This is a genomic window from Tenacibaculum ascidiaceicola, from assembly GCF_047470925.1.
Classification (GTDB): domain Bacteria; phylum Bacteroidota; class Bacteroidia; order Flavobacteriales; family Flavobacteriaceae; genus Polaribacter; species Polaribacter discolor.
Window position 1 is genome coordinate 81,779 of sequence record NZ_JAZKJP010000013.1, and the last position, 20,723, is coordinate 102,501.

Consider the following 20,723-nt stretch of genomic DNA (forward strand, 5'->3'; position numbering starts at 1 on the left):
ATGAAAACAATCAATCAAATAAATGGTATCCCCTTACATTATGCTAGATTAACAAATCATCCATACGGAACTAGGGGAGAACAGCGCAATTTTTCAGTTGATGAAGGTTTCTTAAGTATTTTAGAAAATGCACTTCAAGAAGTTTTTGAACATTGTCCTTTAGGAGTTCCTGAAGTAATTACAACAGCAGGAATTTTTGTAGACAAACCAGGACAGCATGGTCATGGAAAAGCATTTGATTTGGATGCTGTTTTTTGGAGTGATGAAACTCTAGTTACAACCAATTTTATTCATCAAAAAGAGTTGTATTTAGGCATGGAATCTTTTTTAAGAAAACACTTTGGTATTGTATTAAATTATTATTATCCAAACCATAAAGATCATTGGCATGTTGATACAAGTGTTCCTGTTGATTATAATGAAACATCTAAATCGGAAACATTGTATTTGCAATTAGTTTTAAAACATATTTATAAAGAAGAAATTTTGGTTGATGGTATATGGGGAAGGCAAACTTTAGGAGTAGTAAAAGAAGTTTTTGAAAGATTAGGAATAAATACACCAATAACTACGAAAGCAAATTATATAAAGTTTTTAGATATAACAGGTAAAATAGCATTTAAACTATATGAAGAAAATACTTCTCCAAAACATTTATTAAGTAATTTAACAGAAGTAATTGAAGCTTTACCACAACAAAATAGAACCGCTGTGCGAGAAGCATTAAATAGCTTTTTAGATCATGAAGAAACAGCAATCTGGTTGGGAGATTTTGAAGAGAACCATAATTTAAATACTATTATTGAAGAAGTAATAGCTTAAAGTTTTTTATTAGGAAAACTGATTTTTAAACCATACCTTTTTCCAGATTCTTTTTAGAATTAAGAACGTAATATTTTCGATATACCTATCAATATCGTTAGATTCAGTAATTTGTGAATCCTTTTCAGAAATATCAATACGATATAAAAGGTTGGTGTACGAGCTAAAATCATGTAATACAAGTTCTTTAATTGATTTCTGGAGTTCTTCTTTTAATTCTAAAGGAGTATTATTTTCAGAAAAGATCAAATCAATTCCAGTTAGGTTAAAATCTTTATTAAGTTGAACTATGAGCTGTTTATATAACTTTTGATTGGCTATATTTATTAATAAATCGATACTGTTTTGATAGCTAGGTAGCATTTTAATTTAACTTGTAATTAATAAACTGTTCGTCTAAAGCCTTTAAAAATTCACTAGATACTTTAATCTTAGTGGTTCTACTCGGTAAGCTTAATTCTATTTTTTCTTCAGCGTCCCAAATGGTAAAATATAAACTTTGTGAGCCTTTGTTAGTGGCAAATAAGTGTTGTAACTCCTTTATGGTATTGTCTTTTACTTCTTTTAACGGAATTTTTATAGTAAGTTTTTTACACATTTTATCCATAATATCGTGCAATAGTAAAAATTCATTAAAACCAACCCTAGGATCACCTTTTACACCTTCTTTATTTGTCCAACCAGGTTTGATAGTAGTTTTGATAAATAAGAATGAATTTGGAACTAAAAAGTGTTTAAACCTTAAGTAATCTTCACCAAAAATTCGAAACTCAAAACTGTCATTATAGTCTTCCATTATAAAAGAAGCCCATCCTTTACCTGCTTTTGATACTCTATGTTGTACATCAGTAACAATTCCAGCAAAAGAAAGTCCTAAACCTTCATATTGAGCTATATTTTTAAAATGTGCAAGTGAAGCGTTGCAGAACTTTAGTTCGTTTTTAAAATCATCAAGTGGATGTGCAGAAATATACATTCCTACGACTTCCTTTTCACGAGCTAACAATTCCATAGTTCCCCAAGTTTCACATTCAGGAATCAAAGGTTCTGGTAAATCAACTTCCGAAGCTTCTCCAAATAAAGAAACCTGAGATGAATTCTGATTTTCTTGAAATTTGTTACCAAATCGGATAGCTTTTTCTAAAAAAGTTTGCCCTTTCTCATCCTTTACATAATACTGAGCTCTGTGAGTATCGCTGAAGGAATCAAATCCACCAGCTAATACTAAACCTTCAAAAGCTTTTTTGTTAGCAACACGTAAATCAACACGTTTCGCCACATCAAAAATTGAAGAAAAATGTCCATTTTCTTTACGTTCATCAATAATTGCTTTTACAGCAGAGCCACCTACACCTTTAATTGCCGCCATACCAAAACGAACAGCGCCATCTTTATTTACAGAGAATTTAGCATACGATTCATTTACATCTGGTCCTAATACTTCTAATCCCATTCGTTTACATTCCTCCATAAAAAACGAGACTGTTTTAATATCGTTCATGTTGTTGGAAAGTACTGCTGCCATGTATTCGGCAGGATAGTGGGCTTTTAAATAAGCCGTTTGATAGGCAATCCAAGCATAACAAGTGGAGTGAGATTTGTTAAAGGCATAGGATGCGAAAGCTTCCCAGTCTTTCCAAATTTTTTCTAATGCTTTTTCATCATGTCCATTAGCTTTTGCCTGATTTACAAACTTAGGTTTCATTTTTGCAAGTACTGCCGCTTGCTTTTTACCCATTGCTTTACGAAGTACATCGGCTTCACCTTTGGTAAAATCAGCTAACTTTTGCGAAAGTAACATTACTTGCTCCTGATATACTGTAATTCCATAGGTTTCAGCTAAGTATTCCTCCATGGCAGGAAGGTCATATTGAATTTCTTCATCACCATGTTTTCTTCTAATAAAAGAAGGAATATATTCTAAAGGACCTGGACGATATAAGGCGTTCATTGCAATTAAGTCAGCAAAAACCGTAGGTTTTAACTCACGCATGTATTTTTGCATTCCGGGAGATTCGTATTGGAATATCCCTACGGTTTCACCACGTTGGAACAGTGCATAAGTTTCTTCATCATCAATGGGGAAATTTTCAGGATCGAGTTCTACACCATGACGTGCTTTAACAATTTTTACCGTATCCTTGATTAGGGTTAATGTTTTTAACCCAAGGAAATCCATTTTTAATAATCCAGCACTTTCTACTACCGAGTTGTCAAACTGGGTGACGTACATGTCAGAATCTTTCGCAACTGATACGGGTACAAATTTGGTAATATCATCAGGAGTAATAATTACTCCACAGGCATGAATCCCAGTGTTACGAACAGAACCTTCTAAAATTCGAGCTTTGTTAATGGTTTCAGCTTCTAACCCATTACCATCAGCAATAGCTTTTAGTTCATTAACCATTTCAATTTCTTCAGAACGAAGTTTTTCTTTTAATCCTTTCTCATCTAAAGAAAAGATTTTTTTAAGCTTCATTCCTGGAATTAACTTAGCAATTCTATCGGCTTCAAATAGAGGTAAGTCAAGTACACGAGCGGTATCACGGACAGATGATTTAGCTGCCATAGTACCATAGGTAATAATTTGTGCTACTTGATTAGCACCATATTTTTCAATTACGTAATCCATTACACGACTTCGACCTTCATCATCAAAATCAATATCAATATCGGGCATCGATACACGTTCAGGGTTTAAGAAACGCTCAAAAAGTAAATCATACTGAATAGGATCAATATTGGTAATCCATAAACAATAAGCAACTACCGAACCAGCTGCAGAACCACGCCCTGGACCTACGGATACATCCATATTACGGGCTTCTCGAATAAAGTCTTCTACAATTAAGAAGTATCCAGGGTATCCTGTTTTAGCAATTACATCGAGCTCAAAATCTAAACGTTCTCGGATTTTGTCGGTAATTTCTCCATAACGTTTTTTTGCACCTTCATAAGTTAAGTGACGTAAGAAGTTGTTTTCACCTCTTTTTCCACCATCTTCTAAATCTTTTTCATCCCTAAACTCTTCTGGAATATCAAAGGCAGGTAATAATACATCACGAGCTAAACCAAAAGGTTCTATTTTATCTACAATTTCTTGAATGTTAATAATGGCTTCTGGTAAATCTGCAAAGAGTTTTTTCATCTCTTCGGTAGATTTAAAATAATATTCGTCGTTAGGTAATCCATAACGATAGCCTCTACCTCTTCCCTTAGGAGTTGCTTGTTTTTCACCATCTTTTACACATAATAAAATATCATGTGCATTGGCATCTTCTTTATTTAAATAAAAAGTATTGTTAGTAGCTATAATTTTAACGTCATGCTTTTTTGAGAATGAAAGAAGGGTTTCATTTACAACTCTTTCATCTTCTTGTCCGTGACGCATTAATTCGATATATAAATCTTCTCCAAATTGCTCTTTCCACCAAAGTAGTGCTTCTTCAGCTTGAGTTTCACCAACATTTAATATTTTACTAGGAACTTCACCATATAAATTTCCTGTTAATACAATTACATCTTCTTTGTATTGCTCGATAATTTTTTTATCAATTCTTGGAACGTAATAAAAACCATCAACAAACGCAATAGAAGACATTTTTGCTAAGTTGTGATATCCTTTTTTGTTTTTAGCAAGTAACACAACTTGATACCCATTGTCTTTTTGACTTTTATTGGTGTGGTCTTCACAAATATTGAATTCACAACCTACGATAGGTTTTAAAATACTTTGTGTAGGTTCTTCTCCTTTTTCTAAAGCTTCTTTATTTGCGGCTTCTACTGCTTTGTTATGTCCTATAACTGCTTGTACGAAATGGAAAGCAGCCATCATGTTACCCGTATCAGTCATTGCGACTGCAGACATATTGTCTTTGGCAGCAGCATTTACAATGTTACCAATTTGAATGGTAGATTGTAAAACGGAATATTGAGTATGGTTGTGTAGGTGAGCAAACTTAACGCCTTCAAGTTCTGCTAATCCTTCTGCGGTAGAAATTGTATTCGCTTCATCGGTTTCAGAAGATTTTCTCTTGCGAATTTTTTCACTTTCCTTTTTTAGGTTTAAGTGTTTAAGTCCGATTACTTGTATCGGATTTGGGTTAGCTTCTGTATAACGTTTAAAATAATCAGAAGAAGCATCTAACTGTTCTTCGGTGTATTGGCGTAAACGAATTAATTCTAAGAAACATCGAGTGGTAGCTTCAACATCGGCGGTAGCATTATGTGCTTCTCCAAAACCAGTTCCAAATAAATGGTTATGTAGTTCGGTAAGAGTTGGAAGTTTGAATTTACCTCCACGACCACCAGGAATTTGACATAGTTGTGCTGTATGTTCGGTACAAGTATCTAAAACAGGTAATTCTGTTAAATTATTTTCAACACCTAAACGATGAAATTCACATCCCATAATGTTGACATCAAAACCAACATTTTGACCGACAATAAACTTCGTTTTTTGTAAAGCTTTATTGAAAAGCTCTAAACCTTCACTTAACTGAATACCTTGTTCGATAGCCAAATCAGTAGAAATTCCGTGAATACGTTCTGCATCATACGGAATGTTAAACCCGTCAGGTTGAATTAAGAAGTCATTGTGTTCAATTAAATTCCCTAATTCATCATGTAATTGCCATGCAATTTGTATGGCTCTAGGCCAGTTATCGGTATCGGTTATAGGAGCGTTCCAGCTTTTAGGTAATCCAGTAGTTTCGGTATCGAAAATTAAATACATGGGCAAAAATTACTTATTGAAGTGTCTTGGGTAAAACAAAGTGTAAAAATACGAAGAATTTGTATTGCTATTAATAGAAGTTATTAACGAGTGTTTTTGGTTAAGGTAAAGGCTTGAATAGCTGATTGTAATAAAAAAAGGGTGTTAAGTATAGGTTAATTTTAAAAGAAATATGAAAAAAAGTAGTTGATAATCAATTAATAAGATTACATTTGCACTTTAATATAATATTTTTTACAATGAAAGAAGGAACAGTAAAGTTCTTCAATGAATCTAAAGGTTTTGGATTTATTACAGAGTCAGGATCAAACACAGAACATTTTGTACACGTATCAGGTTTAATCGATGAGATTAGAGAAGGTGATACTGTTGAGTTTGAACTTAAAGAAGGAAAAAAAGGATTAAACGCAGTTAGCGTTAGAGTATTATAATATATCTCACAATTTATTTTTCTTAAGAGCCTGTTAAACAGGCTCTTTTTTATTTTAATAAAGTTATTTTTTTGCTTTTAAATAAAAAAGATTTTATAAATTTGCGCCCACTTATCACGAGATGGTAAGAATTATTAATAACCAAGGTCGCGTACCTTAAAAATTAAAATTATGCCTGTAAAAATTAGATTACAAAGACACGGTAAAAAAGGAAAACCATTTTATTGGGTAGTAGCTGCTGATTCAAGAGCTAAAAGAGACGGTCGTTTCTTAGAGAAAATCGGTACTTACAACCCTAACACTAACCCTGCAACTATCGAGTTAGATGTTGACGGAGCTGTAAAGTGGTTACAAAACGGTGCTCAACCAACTGATACTGCTAAAGCTATCTTATCTTATAAAGGAGCTTTATTAAAGAATCACTTAGCTGGAGGAGTAAAGAAAGGTGCTTTAACTGAAGAGCAAGCTGAAGCTAAATTCAATGCTTGGTTAGAGGAAAAATCAGCTAAAGTTGCTGGTAAAACAGAAGGTTTAGCAAAAGCTGAAGCAGAAGCTAAAGCAAAAGCTTTAGAAGCTGAGAAAGCTGTAAACGAAGCGCGTATAGCTGCTGCAACTCCTGCTGTAGAAGATAGCGAGGATGCTGCTGCTGAATCAGGTGCTGATAGCGAAGAATAAAAACTGTACTACGATGATGCAAAAAGAAGATTGCTTTTATCTTGGCAAAATCGTTAAAAAACATAGTTTTAAGGGTGAGGTAGTTATTAAGTTAGATACTGATGAACCCGATCTTTACGAAAATTTGGAATCAGTTTTTGTCGATTTAGGCAATAATCTGGTTCCTTTTTTTATTGAAAAATCTACCCTAAGTAAGGGAACTATGTTTAGAGTAAAATTTGAGGATGTAGATACAGAAGCAGATGCTGAAGCTATTTTACGTTCTGAAGTTTATTTACCATTAGACTTACTTCCTAAATTATCAGGAGATAAATTCTATTATCATGAAGTGATAGGGTTTAAGGTTGTTGATGCTTCTTTTGGAGAAGTAGGGAACATAGTAAGTATTAATGACTCTTCTGCACAACCTTTATTTGAAATTGATAGAGAGGGAAATGAAGTTTTTATTCCTATGATTGATGACTTTATTAAAAAAGTAGATAGAGATAATAAAACTATAGAAGTTGAAACACCTGAAGGGTTAATTGATTTGTATTTGAGTTAAAATACATACTCAAATACACAATCTTCTCCATTTTCAAAAACTTGTTGCATTCCAATAAACTCAAAACCTAGATTTTTTAATAGTTTTTGAGATTTTTCATTTTTAGGCATAGTCAAAGCCAATACTTTTTTTTGTTTGAATTTAGTACGGACGTATTCAATAATTAGTTTTGTGGCTTCTGTCGCATATCCTTTACCTCTTCCTTCAGGTAAAAAAGCGTAACCAATATCAATAAAATCTAATTTATCTCTTTGTAGTGCAGTTGATGCTCCAATAGATTTATTGGTTTCTTTTAAAATTACAGTAAAAAATCCCAAACCACCTAACTTTGAGTTTTTGAATAAAATATCTTTTAAGTAAACGCGAGTTTCTTCAATAGATTTTAAGTTTTTATCACCTATAAATTGAATCCAGTCTGGATCATTAAATAATTGAAAGTAAAAAGGAGCATCGCTCACTAGAGCTTCCTTAATAATTAATCGTTCGCTTTCTAATAACATGGCTTAAATATAAATTAAAAATGTACTTTTGCGAAGCAAAAAAAGAATAAAATGAGTTTATTACAAGAATTACAAGATAGAAGCGGAAATCAATGTGAATTATGTGCATCAAAAAGCGATTTGTCAATTTATGAAGTACCACCAATTTCAACAGGAGGAGTTGATGGTAGTTTACTGGCTTGTGCTACTTGTATTGAGCAGATTGAAGATGCTGATAAAACAGATGCTAATCACTGGCGTTGTTTAAATGATAGTATGTGGAGTGAATTTAGAGCAGTAAAAGTTGTGGCTTGGAGAATGTTACACCGTGTTAAAAAAGATGGATGGTCACAAGATTTGTTAGATATGATGTATTTAGAAGATGAAGAATTACGTTTTGCTGAGGCTACAGGTGAGCATTTAGATGAAAGTGAAAAAATAATTCATAGAGATGTAAACGGAGCTATTTTGCAGGCAGGTGATAATGTAGTATTGATTAAAGATTTAAAGGTAAAGGGTTCTAGTATGGTAGCAAAGCAAGGGACTGCTGTGCGTAGAATTTCGTTAGATCCTGAAAATGCTAAATATATTGAAGGTAAAGTAGGGGCACAAACTATTGTGATTATTACCGATTATGTAAAGAAAATGGCTGAAAAGGAGTAGTTATGAAGTATAAGCTTATATTAATTTTATTGTTGTGTGGAATGGGTTCATTCTCTCAGAATAAAAAAATTAGCTTAGAAGTAAGTTATCCTTTAACAATAGATAATAATTTTATTGGGGGTAGGTCTGAAGGAGTTGTTGATTTTGGAGTTAAATATAGGATAAAGGATTTTAAAATAGTTAATTTTGGGATAGGTATAAACGGAGGGTTTCTAGTTGATGATAGAGATAAGGACAATTATCCACAAGATTTTGAGAGAACAATATATACTATACAGCCTAAAATTTTCTCAGAATTAAACTTGAGTCAATTAACAAAATTGCATCTTTTTGTAAATATAGGATACTCGTTTATGAAAATGAAACTAACTAATACTAATAATTCAGGCCCGGTAGATTTTTCTAAACTTTCTGATACCTTGAGAGGAATAAATGCTGGTTTAGGTGTTAGTTATGATGTTTTGCCAAGATTTTTTTTACAAGTTCAGTATGATTTTTCCAAATTAAATTCTGGAAATTCACCAGATATAAATTACAATACAAATGTAAATCTCCTAAAAATGGGAGTAGGAATAAGATTTTAATAAAAAAGCTGAGTTTAACTCAGCTTTTTTATTTCTCTGTATTATAATACACCTTGTAAAACTTCATTTTCTTATTTTCATCATACCCTTGTTCTAGGTATTCAGCAGAAGCATCGGGAGCATCAACGTCAATTTTAATTTGAATATTGGTGTCTAGTTTAATTTCGGTTTTAAACTTACTTTTTTCCTTCTTTAAAACCACATCAGATACTTCAAAATTGTTACGAATTAATACATCGTTTAACTTTTCAAAGTGTTGCTTGTAGTCTTCAAAAAGATCTTTATGCTTGTCTTCTGCAAAAACATCATCTTTAAAATTGTGATAGTCTACACTCTCATGCTCTTTAAAGTAATCAACCGTATTGGCTAAGAAGTTAGTTTGCTCTTGTTTTCCCAATTCAGGTTTTAAAACCTCCTCAGAAAACTCTTTACACATTTCAAGGTAGTTTTGCGTGTGTAAATTACGATCATCAGCATACTTTACACTTAAAAAGTTTTTAATCCAGTATTGCGCATCGTATTGGTTGTTGTCTACTGATAAAACCACAGTTCCTTCAGCGTCGGTAGAGTTTAAAATTAAACAACCTTTATCCAGTCTTTTTGTTGAAATTCCTTTTTGAACTACCACATCAAAACTATCATCATCTAAGTAGGTCTGAAAGAAATCTACTTTACTTTCAATTTTAAAAATTCCAACAGCTTCAGTTAAAACATCTTTATACTCGATGCCTTCAAAATAGGCAACAATAACATCTCCCGTTTTAATATTGGCAGAGTTTGATTGTTCGTATAGGTGATTAACAATGTTTTTAGAATGTTCAATAAAAACCTCATTACTATCATCTTCAAAAATATCAGAACAATATTTGTTGATTTCGTTTAGGCGGACATCCGCATGATGACTAAAACGGTAACTTTGCGTAACAGACCCGAAAGGTTTTAATAAAAAAGGAAGCAATAATTCGTAGCTTTCTTCATCAAAACGAACTAAACTTTCTGAAAAAGCATTTTGTCCGCTATTGTATTTGTTAGCTACTTTGTGAATAATACACTTGTTAATTTCGGTACGAGTTCTTTTAATCATCTTCTAAAAAATTGGAAGACAAAAATAGAAAAATTAAAGTTTCAATTTTAATTGTTCAGGTAACAATTTAAATGATTTTCGGTGGTAAGGAGTTGCGCCAAATTGACGTATAGCTTCGCGGTGTTCTTTAGTAGGATATCCTTTGTTTTTTTGCCAATTATATTGAGGGAACTCTTGATGAATTTTTACCATATACTCATCACGATAAGTTTTTGCAAGTACAGAAGCAGCTGCTATACTCATAAATTTAGCGTCTCCTTTTACAATGGTTTGATGTGGGATTTCTTCAAATGGTTTGAATTTGTTTCCATCAACAATAATAAATTCTGGCTGTATAGATAATTGTTCTATTGAACGATGCATTCCAGTAATAGATGCTTGTAATACGTTTAATTCATCAACTTCTTCTTGATGTATAAAAGAGACTCCATATGAAAGAGCATGTTCTTCAATATAAGGTCGAAGTTTTTGTCGTTTTTTTTCTGAAATTTGTTTAGAGTCGTTTAATAGCTCATGTTGAAAATTGTCGGGTAAAATAACGGCAGCAGCCACAACAGGTCCTGATAAACAGCCTCTACCAGCTTCATCTGTTCCTGCTTCAAATTTACAACCGCTATAATTTAATTGCAACATGCTACAAATTAACAGATTTCAAAGAAATTAATCGTGATTTTTGTCGTTAAATTATTTTACTTTTGTTGCTATGAAGAAAAATTTCTTAGTATTTTTTTGTTTGATAAGTGTTCAGGTAATTTTTGCCCAAATAAGAACAATTGATGGAGGCTTTGGAAGAGGTAGAGGAGGACTTAATCAAAATATGGATTCATTACCTGATAGTGAAATTAATGTAAAGCTTAGTGGAAAAACTAAGTATACCGATTATAAAATTATTTCGCATAAAAATGATACTACAATAGTAGATACCACATTAACAATTAAAAAAGAATATAAGTTTAACTTCTTAAGAAAGGATAATTTTGAATTACTAGCTTTTCATAATCAAGGACAAACGTTTAATAACTTAGGATACGATTTTACTAATATTTCACAATTTCCAGATATAGGTTTTAGAGCAAAAATGTTCAATTATTTTGATATTGAAGATGTGAGTTATTATCATGTACCCACACCTACAACAGAAATCATGTACCGTACTGGTTTGGAGCAAGGACAGGTTCTAGATGCGCTTTTTACGACAAATTTTTCCAAACGATTTAACCTTGCAATAGCATATAAGGGGCTTCGTTCATTAGGGACTTATAGACGCTCTTTGTCAAGTACGGGTAATTTTAGAGTAAGTTTTAGTTATGAAACACCAAAAGGGCAATATGCAATTAGAGGACATGCTGTAAATCAAGATTTTTTTAATCAAGAAAATGGAGGATTGACAGAAACTTCTTTAGAGGCATTTTTAGCAGATGATCCTAACTTTAGCGGAAATAGAGGTAGGATGGATGTGAATTTGAATAGTGCCGAAAGTACTTTAGATGCTAAAAGATTGTATTTTGAACATACTTTTAAACTATTATCTTCAAAAGATAGTGTAAGTCAAAAAGATTTTTCTAATTTAAAATTGGGGCATTCATTTACTAGAGATTCTAAGTTTTATCGATTTAATGAAGGTACAGCTTCAGATATGTTTGGTAATGCAAATATTTCAAGTAACATAAATAACAAGACTATTTATTTGTTATACAACAATCAGTTCTTTATAGATTTTAACTCAAAATATGTATTAGGTAAATTTCGTGTAAAAACAGAATTATCAAATTATACATATGGGTATGAAAACTTACAGAATAATACGGTTGGAATTACAAAGAATAAGCTAAAGGGAGATGCAATTTCTTTTGGAGCTGATTGGAATGGAAGAATTGGAAACTTCCATGTAAATGCTTCTGGAAGTCTTACACCTGGAAGCGGACGTTTATCTGGAAATAGCCTTTCTGGAGAAGCTTTTTATAAGAAAGATAGTGTACTTACTGTAAAAGGTAGGGTAGGAATAAGTAACAAATCACCCAATTTTAATTTTTTATTGCATCAAAGTAGTTATGATGATTATAATTGGGAGAATAATTTTTCTCAGATAGGAACACGTTCTTTAGGAGGAGTTATAGATTCTAAATGGGGAAATGCATCTGTAGATATCACCAATATTAGTAATTATACATATTTTGATGAAAATGGTCAACCGAAACAATTTTCAGGAGATGTTAATTATTTAAAAGCAAAAGCCTCTAAAGAGTTTACTTTCGGAAAGTTTGCTTTAGATAACACTTTAATGTATCAAAAAGTAGCAAGTGGAAACAGTGTTTTTAGGGTTCCAGAATTTGTTACTCGTAACACACTTTATTATACTGATGAATGGTTTAAAGGAAAACCTTTGTTAGTGCAAATGGGAGCTACATTTAAGTATTTTTCAGAATATAAAGCGAATGCGTATAACCCTTTGTTAGCTGAGTTTACTTTACAAAACGATACGGAAATAGGATATCCAACGGTAGATTTGTTTTTTAATGCAAGGGTTCGTAGAACTCGAATTTACTTTAAAGCAGATAACATTAGCTCTTTTGTACTTAAAAAGAATTATTTTTCAGCACCGAACTATCCGTATAGAGATTTTGTAATTCGTTTTGGGGTAGTGTGGAACTGGTTTATATAATATGAAAGAGAAATTACGACAAAACTGGAAGTTATTTTTAATAACAAGCTTAACCTTAGGATTAGCACCTTTTAGACCACCACATATTGTAGGTAAACTAAAATGGATAGCAGGAGGAAATGCTTTTTCAGGAGAACACGCTATGCAATTTATGGATTGGTTTGATGTGTTTTTACATGGAACTCCTTGGATACTTTTAATTGTATCAATTTTTTTACATATTTTCAGGAAAATATAGCTCCATTTCAGATAAAAAACGCCCTTTAATACTGCTCTCTCGTTTACCAATTATTTCAAAACCATGTTTTAAATAAAAAGCATCTGAATTTGGATCTGATAAAACATTTAAAACAGCGCAAGAACCACTTATACAAGATTTTTTTGCATGTTCGAGTAGTTTAGAACCTATACCTTGGTTTATAAACTTAGGAGTAACAAATAAAAAATCTAAAAAACTTGTTCTAATATTAGCTCGATATAAAACGTAAAAACCAGCTGTAATATCGTTAACTTGAAATTTATAAATATTACAATCGGCAAAAGTTTTAGGGGTGACTGTTAGGTCATCTTTCCAAAGTTCCATTTGTTCTTTGGAGTACCCCCAGTATGCTTTCGAGCTTATAGCGATTTCCGTTAGTAATTTAGCGTCTTTTATTTGAGCTTTTATAATCATAAAAAATAAGTCTCACTTTATTTAAAGACTTGAATATTATTTTTTAGCTAATTGTCTAATTTTAATTCTAAATGCTGCAAAAAGTAAAGTCATAATTGGACTTAAGTAATTAAAAACAGCATAGATAAAATATTCTCCAACACCAACACCTAAAACTCCTGATTGGTAAGCTCCACAAGTATTCCAAGGAATTAAAACCGAAGTAACAGTACCAGAATCTTCTAAGGTTCTACTTAAGTTTTCAGGGGCTAACCCTTTGTCTTCATATGCTTTTTTAAACATTTTACCTGGAATAACAATTGCTAAATATTGATCAGAAGCAATCGTATTTAAACCTAAACAACTAATAACAGTGCTAGCGAATAACCCAAAAACTGAAGTTGCTACCGATAATAAGGCTTTGGTAAGCTTAGCTAAGGCACCTATAGCATCCATAGTACCACCAAAAACCATAGCACAGATAATTAAAAAGATAGTCCATAACATACCATTCATTCCGCCAGAACTGAATAGTTCTGTTAACTTTTCATTGTCAGTTTGTATTTGAGTGTCAGTTAAAATTGCATTTATAATTGATTGAAACTTCGATTCAGCTAAACCTACTAGTACATCAGCTTGAAAGATAAAAGCAAAAACACCTGCTAATATTACACCAGTACCTAAAGCCACCAAAGGCTTAGTTTTTAATAAAATCATAACAATTACTACGGCAGGAACTATAAATAACCAAGGTGAAATATGAAAAGTGTTTTTAATTGAAGCTAATAAATTGCTAACATCTGCATTACCAGTCGTATCAATAGTACTACTTAAAATGGTAAATACTAAAAGAGTAATTATAAAGGTAGGAACAGTGGTATATCCCATATATTTAATATGAGTAAATAAGTCTGTGCCAGCCATTGCAGGAGCTAAATTAGTAGTATCTGATAGTGGTGACATTTTATCACCGAAATAAGCACCAGAGATAACGGCTCCTGCAATCATACCCGATGGAATACCTAACGCACTTCCAATTCCAACCAACGCAATACCTACTGTCGCAGAAGTTGTCCAAGAACTACCGGTAGCAATTGATATAATTGCAGCAATAATTACTGAGGCAGGTAAAAATATTTCAGGACTTAGTACTTGTAAGCCATAATAAACCATTGCAGGGATAATTCCGCTTACTAACCAGGTTCCAGCTAAGGCTCCAACCAAAAATAAAATCATAATAGGGACAAAAACACTTTTCCAGTTTTCCCATATTTCTGCAGCCATTCTTTGTAAAGAAACTTTATTTAAAAAGCCTACTACTGCTGCAATTACTCCTCCCATCAATAAAATATATTGATTTGAATAATCTCCTAACCATGCGCCATCTGCATAAAAAATATTATAAGCTAATAACCCCATTAAAATAATTACAGGAATTAAAGCTTCCCAAATATTCAACTCTTTGTTATCAATTATTTTTTGTTCTTCTATTTGAATTTCAGATAAATTTTTTTCGTCTCGCATCTATGGTTTTTTTTCGGCTTGTAATGTTACGATTTTGTATAGAATTACACAAATAGAATAAGTTGATGGGTTTCTTTAAGAAAAATTGAAAAGAAATGATAAATAAACAAAAATGTCACTTTAAACAATGTAAAAGAAATCAATAGTTTTTACACTGTTTAAAATGACAAGTTTAGAAATATAAATTAAAGGTGTTTACAACACGCCAATTTCCTTCATACACTCTTTCATCATCTGATAGGTGCGTTCAATGTCATTGTCCAAACCAATTGAAAAACGAATTAACCCATCGGTTAATCCCATTTCTGTTTGTTCATCTAAAGGAATTTCTGAAGATGTTGAAGTGCCAGGAGCAGAGAATAAGGTTTTGTAAAAACCTAAACTTACAGCTAAATACCCTAAGTTTCTTTCTTGCATTAGTTCCATTAAAGCGTTAGCTTTCTCTAAAGAACCAGTATCTATAGTTAACATTCCTCCAAAACCGTATTCTTCATTCATCATCGATTTGAAAACTTCGTGAGAAGGATGTGATTTTAATCCGGGGTACACAGTTTTTAACCCGTCAGCTTCAAATTTTTCAGCTAAATAACTAGCATTTTTACTGTGCTGTTTTATACGAATATGTAAAGTTCTAAGGTTTTTTAAGATAGAAGCAGCTCGCATTGAATCCATAGAAGCTCCTAATAACATACTTGCGCCATCAATTACACTTTTTTGAGAATTGATAAAATCTGTAGTCCCACAAATAACCCCTCCCATAGTATCTGAAGAACCATTGATAAATTTTGTTAGGCTGTGAATAACAATATCAGCTCCCAACTGAGCAGGTGAAATTGATAGTGGAGAAAATGTGTTATCAACAACTAATTGTAAATTGTGTTTTTTAGCTAAGGTTGATAGCGCTTTAATATCAGCAACTTCTAATAATGGGTTACTTACTGTTTCACAGTATATCATTTTGGTTTTTGGTGTAATAGCAGCTTCTACCACACTTATTTTTGTAATATCAACAAAAGAAGTCTCTATGTCCATTCGAGGAGTGAAGTTCTTTAAAAAAGCATAAGTTCCTCCATAAATAGTTCTGCTCGAAACGATATGATCTCCAGCTTCGCATATTTGTAAGATGGTGGGAGTAATGGCTCCCATGCCTGTTGCAGAAACATTGGCTGTCTCAGTTCCTTCCATAGCTGCTAAAGCTTCGGATAGGTATAAGTTTGAAGGAGATGAGTGACGAGAGTATAAATAACAACCATCTGTATTTCCTTCAAAAGTATCAAACATGGTTTTTGCTGATAAAAAAGTATAGGTTGAAGAGTCTGATATAGATGGGTTAACACCACCAAATTCTCCAAAATATTGAAGGTCTTGTATGTTGTTTGCAGGTTTAAATTTCATAATTGATTAAGGTTAATTATTAGTAGACTACTAAATTCAGTTTTAATTGTTTAAAAATCAATAAGAAGTGTGTTTTATAGATTATTATGCTAATTTTGTATCTATAATTGGTTTTTTATTTGGTGATAGTAGTAAAAGGTGTAATAAATGTAGATTTTTTTTCAGATGAAATTAGATAAGATAGATAAGAAGTTACTAGGGTTACTTCAAACAGATAGTAAGCAAACGACAAAACAACTGTCTTTACAGTTAGGGTTATCTGTAACTGCGGTTTATGAGCGTATAAAGAAGTTAGAAAAAGAAAAGGTTATTAAGCAATATGTTGCTTTGGTGAATAAAAACAAAATTGAAAAGTCATTTTTAGTTTTTTGTCATGTTCAGTTAGAGAAACATAATAAAGATCATATAACAGTTTTTGAAAAGGAAGTTAATAGATTAGAAGAGGTAACAGAATGCTTCCACGTAAGTGGAGATTATGATTATATTTTAAAAGTTTATGTGAAGGATATGGATGCTTATCGAGATTTTATAGTAAATAAGCTTACTGCGTTAAAACATGTTGGTAACACTCGAAGTGTTTTTACAATTGGTGAAGTTAAAAATTCTATAGCGATAGCTTTATAGTATATCCTGTTGATTCTTATAAAATGAATCGGTTTGTAATTTCATTAAGTTACGAGCCATTTTTTGTTTGTAATTGTATAGTTCTTTTTCAGTTTTTAAATCGGAATAAACTTTATCGTTAAGATCCTTATCGGTTTGTAAAATAGCTTCTCTTTGATGTACTTGTTGTTGAATCCAAGTTTTAACTAAAGATTCTTGGTTTTCTAATTTGAAATCGTACTCGCTTTTTGAACTGATAAGTTTGGTAAAAATTGGAGCAGTTTCAATAGCTAAAAATAATAGGAAGATAAAGAAAGAAGGTAGCCAAGGTAATTTGTTTAAAGCATTAACACGAGCCATTAATCCATCAAAGTTAGAGATAATAGGCTGTGTTTCACTTTCAGTTTCTTTTTGTAGCTGAGTTAAATTACTAATAGCCTCTTCTTTGGCTTTTATCTTCTCAGAATTATTAGCTTTTAATTGAGTTAATTCCTGTAAAGCTTTATCATGCTTGTCTCTCTTTTCTTTATAAACAGGACCTTTACCAAGGAGTTTTGTCCCTTTTCTGCCTTCAGCTTCCGCAATATAAGTTTCATAAAGTGCATTGACTTCCTGTTCTTTGGAGATAATCTCGTTTTTTAATGAAGCGATTTCAGTATTTATTTTATCTATTTCAGGAGTAAATTGTTGCGCAATTTGAGTTTTGTTGTCTAATGTCATCTGGTTTTTTTCAGTCAATAACACTTGGTTGATTTCTTTTTCAAAAATTTTTAATTCTAACGGTTTAGAGATTACGATAGCAATAATCATTGCTAATAATAATCTAGGAAGTACTTGTATAAGTTCTTTTCGTTTAGATTCACTTTTTTTAATGGTAGAAACGATAAATCTATCTAAATTAAAAATTAACAACCCCCAAACAATTCCGAAGAAAACGGAAGTATACATATTGTCAAAAACAGTATACAAAGCGTAAGCAGAGGCAATAGTTGCCATAAGTGCAGTGAAGAAAACTGTAGCACCAATACCCGCATATTTATTTTGCTCTCCATTAGCACATTTTTGTAGCAAATCTAAATCAGCTCCAGAACAAAGAAGGAAAAATCGTTTTAACATAAAATAAGCTTATAGTTTAATAACGAGTTATTTAGGGTTCTGTTACAAAAAAAGCCTCATTTAAGAGGCTTTTAACAAAATTAGTTTTTTGTGGTTATGTATATGTTAATTTCTTCATCGCTTATCTTTTTCATCCTTGTAGTTTCCAAATTCAAGTAGTCTATTTTTTTAAGGTGTTGCTCTGGAACTTCTTTGTTGTTTAAAAAATATCTTTTGATAGTATAATTATTTAAAATTTTATCATGACTAATTATATCAAATACATTAAGTTTTTCATTTGATTTATTAAGTATGTTAATCTCGTGTGCTTTATTACCTACTATCCACCCTAATTTTTTCTCGGAATTAACGTTCTTTTTATTTTTTGAAGGAGGAGGTGGTAACTGTTTTTTGATTTTTTGTATGTATTCTTTTGTGTTTAACTGATATTGATACTCTTGAGGAAAACGCTTACTTCTTGCATTTTTGTGAACAAAACTTCCAGTGTAGTTATAAAAGTCGGTGTTTTTATAACTATTTAAAACATTGTTGTTGACTGCTTTTCCGTCAATCCAAATGGCATACTTTTTAGTGTTTTTAAAATCTTGGAATAGTTTATTAGATAAAGTCTTCTGTTTTAATTTAACTGGAGGTGGAGGTGGTGGTAGTATTTTCTTTTCTTCTTCAGTTAATTCAGATATCTTTTTAGTAATTTCTCTACCATCTTTTGTTGTATAAGTAAAAGTCTCATTTTTACGGTTAACAATTCTTTTTAATGCTGGAATTGAATCATATTCAATTTTTGAAGTTTTAATAGAAATTCCATCCTCATATAAATATGAAAGACTATTAGTTAACACAATCTCATCCAAATATTTTTTACTCAGTTTCTCACGAATAGTTTTTATAAGAGACATTAAAACTTTTCCTGTAGTAAAAATTTTTAAATTTGATTTTTCACCTTTTGTTTCTTTAAGAAATTCACTTCTGATATTATCAATATTTATTAATCTGTTATTTAGGTAATAGTTGTTAGTTTTTTGATCAATAAATAGGGTTGGAGCTTCTAATTTGACATATTGCTTAATTACTTCTTCTAAATTATCTTTTTTGTATTCTAGAGAACCTTGTTGATTAAAGAAATATTTTTTGTTGTTTAAAGGAGGTATTATGCTATTCCAAGAAATATTTTTTATTCCTTTTAAAATAACTTCTTTTTCTGTTGCTTTAATGGTAAAAGCGTATTTTGCAATTTCTACGTGTTTATCTGTTGAAAATCCCCAATCTGTAATAGTATATTCTTTATTTAAAGGGATTTCTAGTCCTGACCATCTTTCACAATTGTAGCATTTTAAATGAACATGGTTGTCGTCCCTTTCAATTGAAGCAATAAAAAGGTTTTCTTTTGTTTTTTTCTCAATAACAGCATCTAAAAACTCGATATTATTTGCGCTTTCATAGGCTTCTACTCTTTCGGCAAAAAGTAATGTAAATCCAGCTAGTACCGGTATTACTGCCAGTTTTTTTAGTAAGATTTTGGTACGAGAACTTTGTTTTGTCATCATTAGTAATCTTTTTTTAGTTAATAAATAATTCAAATTACTGGCCAAGTAATAATCGTTGTTCCAAGCAGCTCTATTTAATAGTAAATATTGGTACTCGGTAGTATTTTTATGAATTGTAATTACCTTGTTATCAGCTAAAAATTCATGGTTTAATTTAATAGCTTTTTTAAGGAATATAAACGTAGGGTTTATCCAAAAAATCACCTGTAAAAACTCAATAAGTAATACATCAAACGTGTGTTTTTGTAAGGCATGTGTTAATTCGTGTGTGTAAAGTTCAGTTTCAATCTTATTTGAATTGTACTCTTCTTTGTTAATGAAAATGTAGTTCCAAAATGTATGTGGACTAATAGCGTCATCAACCAAGATGATGGTAGCTTTTTCTTTTTTAATTTTTTGATGATGTTTAATTTTGAGATAAATGCTCACCAGATTTTTTATAAAGCGAACCAAAAGAATCAAAGCAATTATTGTATAAGCAAAGGCTAGATATAGCATATAATCTATTTCTTGTGTTTGAGAAGTAACAATCTCTGTTGCCGTGTTGCTGTCAACAATCATTGGAACAAATAGTTCGGAAGCTTGTGGGGTAACTTCAATATATATTTTATACAATGGAGCTAAAAAGGAAAACAACACGCTACCCAACAGATAAAATCGGTTGAATTGATGCATTTTTTCTCGCTCTAATATCAAGTGATAAAAGGCAAGCAACAGCGCTAAACAAATCCCTGATTTGATAAAATATGTTATCATTATTGTTGCTTTTTTATTTGTTGATCAATAATCTTTTTTAAATCTTCTAGTTCAGAAACTGATAAATCTGTTTTTTCAGTAAAGAAAGAAGCAAATTGACTCGCAGAATTGTTAAAAAAGTTTTTAATCAATCCGTTTACATGCTTCGAAAAGTAATCTGATTTTTTAACTTTAGGAAAATACTCTCTTGATTTTCCGTATAGTTTATAATCTACAAAACCTTTGTCCTTCATCCTTTTTAATAAGGTTGCAACGGTGGTTGTTGCAGGTTTCGGTTCGGGAAATTCAGCTAAAATATCTTTCATAAAAGCTTTTTTCAATTTCCATAAATACTGCATTACTTGTTCTTCGGTTTTTGATAATTGCATCTCTACAAAATTAGAATTAACTCTACAAATGTAGAGATAAATTTTAATTCTACAAATGTAGAGTTGAAAAATAACGCAAAAAA

The 20,723-nt window shown here is 31.5% G+C and carries 20 protein-coding genes; 9 read left to right on the top strand and 11 right to left on the bottom strand.

Going from position 1 to position 20,723, the window contains the following annotated elements; all coding sequences use genetic code 11:
• Positions 1-822: a hypothetical protein gene (locus VBY68_RS15045; protein WP_415270192.1), complete on the top strand. Its 822-nt coding sequence runs from the start codon at positions 1-3 to the stop codon at positions 820-822.
• Positions 823-831: 9 nt separating this feature from the next.
• On the opposite strand, the gene VBY68_RS15050 is transcribed toward VBY68_RS15045, so the two are convergent.
• A complete protein-coding gene (locus tag VBY68_RS15050; RefSeq protein WP_415270193.1) occupies positions 832-1,185 on the bottom strand; it encodes a hypothetical protein in 354 nt (117 codons plus the stop codon).
• Between the two features lies 1 nt (position 1,186).
• Positions 1,187-5,560: a DNA polymerase III subunit alpha gene (dnaE, locus tag VBY68_RS15055; RefSeq protein ID WP_415270194.1), complete on the bottom strand. Its 4,374-nt coding sequence runs from the start codon at positions 5,558-5,560 to the stop codon at positions 1,187-1,189.
• Between the two features lie 239 nt (positions 5,561-5,799).
• Between dnaE and VBY68_RS15060 the strand changes: the two genes are divergently transcribed.
• The 3 genes from VBY68_RS15060 to rimM all read left to right on the top strand — a co-directional run bounded on the left by VBY68_RS15060 (position 5,800) and on the right by rimM (position 7,210).
• Positions 5,800-5,991, top strand: a complete 192-nt coding sequence (locus tag VBY68_RS15060; RefSeq protein WP_028891302.1) for a cold-shock protein — start codon at positions 5,800-5,802, stop codon at positions 5,989-5,991.
• 171 nt (positions 5,992-6,162) lie between these two features.
• Positions 6,163-6,666, top strand: a complete 504-nt coding sequence (locus tag VBY68_RS15065) for a 30S ribosomal protein S16 (protein ID WP_121147876.1) — start codon at positions 6,163-6,165, stop codon at positions 6,664-6,666.
• Positions 6,667-6,682: 16 nt separating this feature from the next.
• Entirely contained in the window at positions 6,683-7,210 is a 528-nt protein-coding gene (gene rimM, locus VBY68_RS15070) for a ribosome maturation factor RimM (RefSeq protein ID WP_099215691.1), read from the top strand.
• On the opposite strand, the gene VBY68_RS15075 is transcribed toward rimM, so the two are convergent.
• A complete protein-coding gene (locus tag VBY68_RS15075) occupies positions 7,207-7,710 on the bottom strand; it encodes a GNAT family N-acetyltransferase (RefSeq protein ID WP_121147874.1) in 504 nt (167 codons plus the stop codon). The two genes, rimM and VBY68_RS15075, sit on opposite strands and share 4 nt — an antisense overlap.
• Before the next feature lie 51 nt (positions 7,711-7,761).
• Here VBY68_RS15075 and VBY68_RS15080 point away from each other — a divergent pair, with 51 nt between their 5' ends.
• Positions 7,762-8,352 (top strand): PhnA domain-containing protein, encoded by a 591-nt coding sequence (locus tag VBY68_RS15080; RefSeq protein WP_099215603.1) that lies wholly within the window; start codon positions 7,762-7,764, stop codon positions 8,350-8,352.
• Between the two features lie 2 nt (positions 8,353-8,354).
• On the top strand, positions 8,355-8,936 hold the full coding sequence (locus VBY68_RS15085; RefSeq protein ID WP_099215602.1) for an outer membrane protein: 582 nt from the start codon (positions 8,355-8,357) through the stop codon (positions 8,934-8,936).
• A 28-nt stretch (positions 8,937-8,964) separates the two neighbouring features.
• Here VBY68_RS15085 and VBY68_RS15090 read toward each other — a convergent pair whose 3' ends face one another.
• Both VBY68_RS15090 and VBY68_RS15095 read right to left on the bottom strand, forming a co-directional pair.
• Positions 8,965-10,020 (bottom strand): nucleoid-associated protein, encoded by a 1,056-nt coding sequence (locus tag VBY68_RS15090; RefSeq protein ID WP_415270195.1) that lies wholly within the window; start codon positions 10,018-10,020, stop codon positions 8,965-8,967.
• A gap of 33 nt (positions 10,021-10,053) precedes the next feature.
• Complete coding sequence (locus VBY68_RS15095; protein WP_415270196.1) at positions 10,054-10,653, bottom strand: ribonuclease HII; 600 nt, start codon at positions 10,651-10,653, stop codon at positions 10,054-10,056.
• 70 nt (positions 10,654-10,723) lie between these two features.
• Between VBY68_RS15095 and VBY68_RS15100 the strand changes: the two genes are divergently transcribed.
• Together VBY68_RS15100 and VBY68_RS15105 are read left to right on the top strand one after the other, a co-directional pair.
• Positions 10,724-12,682 (top strand): putative porin, encoded by a 1,959-nt coding sequence (locus VBY68_RS15100; RefSeq protein ID WP_415270197.1) that lies wholly within the window; start codon positions 10,724-10,726, stop codon positions 12,680-12,682.
• 1 nt (position 12,683) lies between these two features.
• Positions 12,684-12,920 carry a hypothetical protein gene (locus VBY68_RS15105; protein ID WP_124590450.1) on the top strand — a complete coding sequence of 79 codons (237 nt, stop codon included), beginning with the start codon at positions 12,684-12,686 and terminating at the stop codon, positions 12,918-12,920.
• On the opposite strand, the gene VBY68_RS15110 is transcribed toward VBY68_RS15105, so the two are convergent.
• From VBY68_RS15110 to VBY68_RS15120, 3 genes are all read right to left on the bottom strand, one after another.
• Positions 12,897-13,355, bottom strand: coding sequence for a GNAT family N-acetyltransferase (locus tag VBY68_RS15110; RefSeq protein WP_415270198.1), 459 nt, complete (start codon positions 13,353-13,355; stop codon positions 12,897-12,899). The genes VBY68_RS15105 and VBY68_RS15110 overlap by 24 nt on opposite strands.
• 36 nt (positions 13,356-13,391) lie before the next feature.
• A complete protein-coding gene (gene nhaC, locus VBY68_RS15115; RefSeq protein ID WP_121147861.1) occupies positions 13,392-14,858 on the bottom strand; it encodes a Na+/H+ antiporter NhaC in 1,467 nt (488 codons plus the stop codon).
• A gap of 195 nt (positions 14,859-15,053) precedes the next feature.
• Positions 15,054-16,253 (bottom strand): aminotransferase class I/II-fold pyridoxal phosphate-dependent enzyme, encoded by a 1,200-nt coding sequence (locus VBY68_RS15120; protein ID WP_415270199.1) that lies wholly within the window; start codon positions 16,251-16,253, stop codon positions 15,054-15,056.
• A 165-nt stretch (positions 16,254-16,418) separates the two neighbouring features.
• Here VBY68_RS15120 and VBY68_RS15125 point away from each other — a divergent pair, with 165 nt between their 5' ends.
• Positions 16,419-16,877, top strand: a complete 459-nt coding sequence (locus VBY68_RS15125) for an Lrp/AsnC family transcriptional regulator (RefSeq protein WP_124590458.1) — start codon at positions 16,419-16,421, stop codon at positions 16,875-16,877.
• Here VBY68_RS15125 and VBY68_RS15130 read toward each other — a convergent pair.
• The 3 genes from VBY68_RS15130 to VBY68_RS15140 form a co-directional block, all read right to left on the bottom strand.
• Entirely contained in the window at positions 16,872-17,972 is a 1,101-nt protein-coding gene (locus tag VBY68_RS15130; protein WP_415270200.1) for a DUF4407 domain-containing protein, read from the bottom strand. The genes VBY68_RS15125 and VBY68_RS15130 overlap by 6 nt on opposite strands.
• An 80-nt stretch (positions 17,973-18,052) precedes the next feature.
• Positions 18,053-20,272, bottom strand: a complete 2,220-nt coding sequence (locus VBY68_RS15135) for a M56 family metallopeptidase (protein WP_415270201.1) — start codon at positions 20,270-20,272, stop codon at positions 18,053-18,055.
• Complete coding sequence (locus VBY68_RS15140; protein ID WP_415270202.1) at positions 20,272-20,640, bottom strand: BlaI/MecI/CopY family transcriptional regulator; 369 nt, start codon at positions 20,638-20,640, stop codon at positions 20,272-20,274. The genes VBY68_RS15135 and VBY68_RS15140 overlap by 1 nt, the downstream gene beginning before the upstream one ends.
• Positions 20,641-20,723: the final 83 nt, after the last annotated feature.

Excerpts from the sequence above, each read along its gene's own strand:
- VBY68_RS15045 (WP_415270192.1), top strand. The coding sequence starts at position 1 with ATGAAAACAATCAATCAAATAAATGGTATCCCCTTACATTATGCTAGA.
- VBY68_RS15050 (WP_415270193.1), bottom strand. The coding sequence starts at position 1,185 with ATGCTACCTAGCTATCAAAACAGTATCGATTTATTAATAAATATAGCC.
- dnaE (WP_415270194.1), bottom strand. The coding sequence starts at position 5,560 with ATGTATTTAATTTTCGATACCGAAACTACTGGATTACCTAAAAGCTGG.
- VBY68_RS15060 (WP_028891302.1), top strand. The coding sequence starts at position 5,800 with ATGAAAGAAGGAACAGTAAAGTTCTTCAATGAATCTAAAGGTTTTGGA.
- VBY68_RS15065 (WP_121147876.1), top strand. The coding sequence starts at position 6,163 with ATGCCTGTAAAAATTAGATTACAAAGACACGGTAAAAAAGGAAAACCA.
- rimM (WP_099215691.1), top strand. The coding sequence starts at position 6,683 with ATGCAAAAAGAAGATTGCTTTTATCTTGGCAAAATCGTTAAAAAACAT.
- VBY68_RS15075 (WP_121147874.1), bottom strand. The coding sequence starts at position 7,710 with ATGTTATTAGAAAGCGAACGATTAATTATTAAGGAAGCTCTAGTGAGC.
- VBY68_RS15080 (WP_099215603.1), top strand. The coding sequence starts at position 7,762 with ATGAGTTTATTACAAGAATTACAAGATAGAAGCGGAAATCAATGTGAA.
- VBY68_RS15085 (WP_099215602.1), top strand. The coding sequence starts at position 8,355 with ATGAAGTATAAGCTTATATTAATTTTATTGTTGTGTGGAATGGGTTCA.
- VBY68_RS15090 (WP_415270195.1), bottom strand. The coding sequence starts at position 10,020 with ATGATTAAAAGAACTCGTACCGAAATTAACAAGTGTATTATTCACAAA.
- VBY68_RS15095 (WP_415270196.1), bottom strand. The coding sequence starts at position 10,653 with ATGTTGCAATTAAATTATAGCGGTTGTAAATTTGAAGCAGGAACAGAT.
- VBY68_RS15100 (WP_415270197.1), top strand. The coding sequence starts at position 10,724 with ATGAAGAAAAATTTCTTAGTATTTTTTTGTTTGATAAGTGTTCAGGTA.
- VBY68_RS15105 (WP_124590450.1), top strand. The coding sequence starts at position 12,684 with ATGAAAGAGAAATTACGACAAAACTGGAAGTTATTTTTAATAACAAGC.
- VBY68_RS15110 (WP_415270198.1), bottom strand. The coding sequence starts at position 13,355 with ATGATTATAAAAGCTCAAATAAAAGACGCTAAATTACTAACGGAAATC.
- nhaC (WP_121147861.1), bottom strand. The coding sequence starts at position 14,858 with ATGCGAGACGAAAAAAATTTATCTGAAATTCAAATAGAAGAACAAAAA.
- VBY68_RS15120 (WP_415270199.1), bottom strand. The coding sequence starts at position 16,253 with ATGAAATTTAAACCTGCAAACAACATACAAGACCTTCAATATTTTGGA.
- VBY68_RS15125 (WP_124590458.1), top strand. The coding sequence starts at position 16,419 with ATGAAATTAGATAAGATAGATAAGAAGTTACTAGGGTTACTTCAAACA.
- VBY68_RS15130 (WP_415270200.1), bottom strand. The coding sequence starts at position 17,972 with ATGTTAAAACGATTTTTCCTTCTTTGTTCTGGAGCTGATTTAGATTTG.
- VBY68_RS15135 (WP_415270201.1), bottom strand. The coding sequence starts at position 20,272 with ATGATAACATATTTTATCAAATCAGGGATTTGTTTAGCGCTGTTGCTT.
- VBY68_RS15140 (WP_415270202.1), bottom strand. The coding sequence starts at position 20,640 with ATGCAATTATCAAAAACCGAAGAACAAGTAATGCAGTATTTATGGAAA.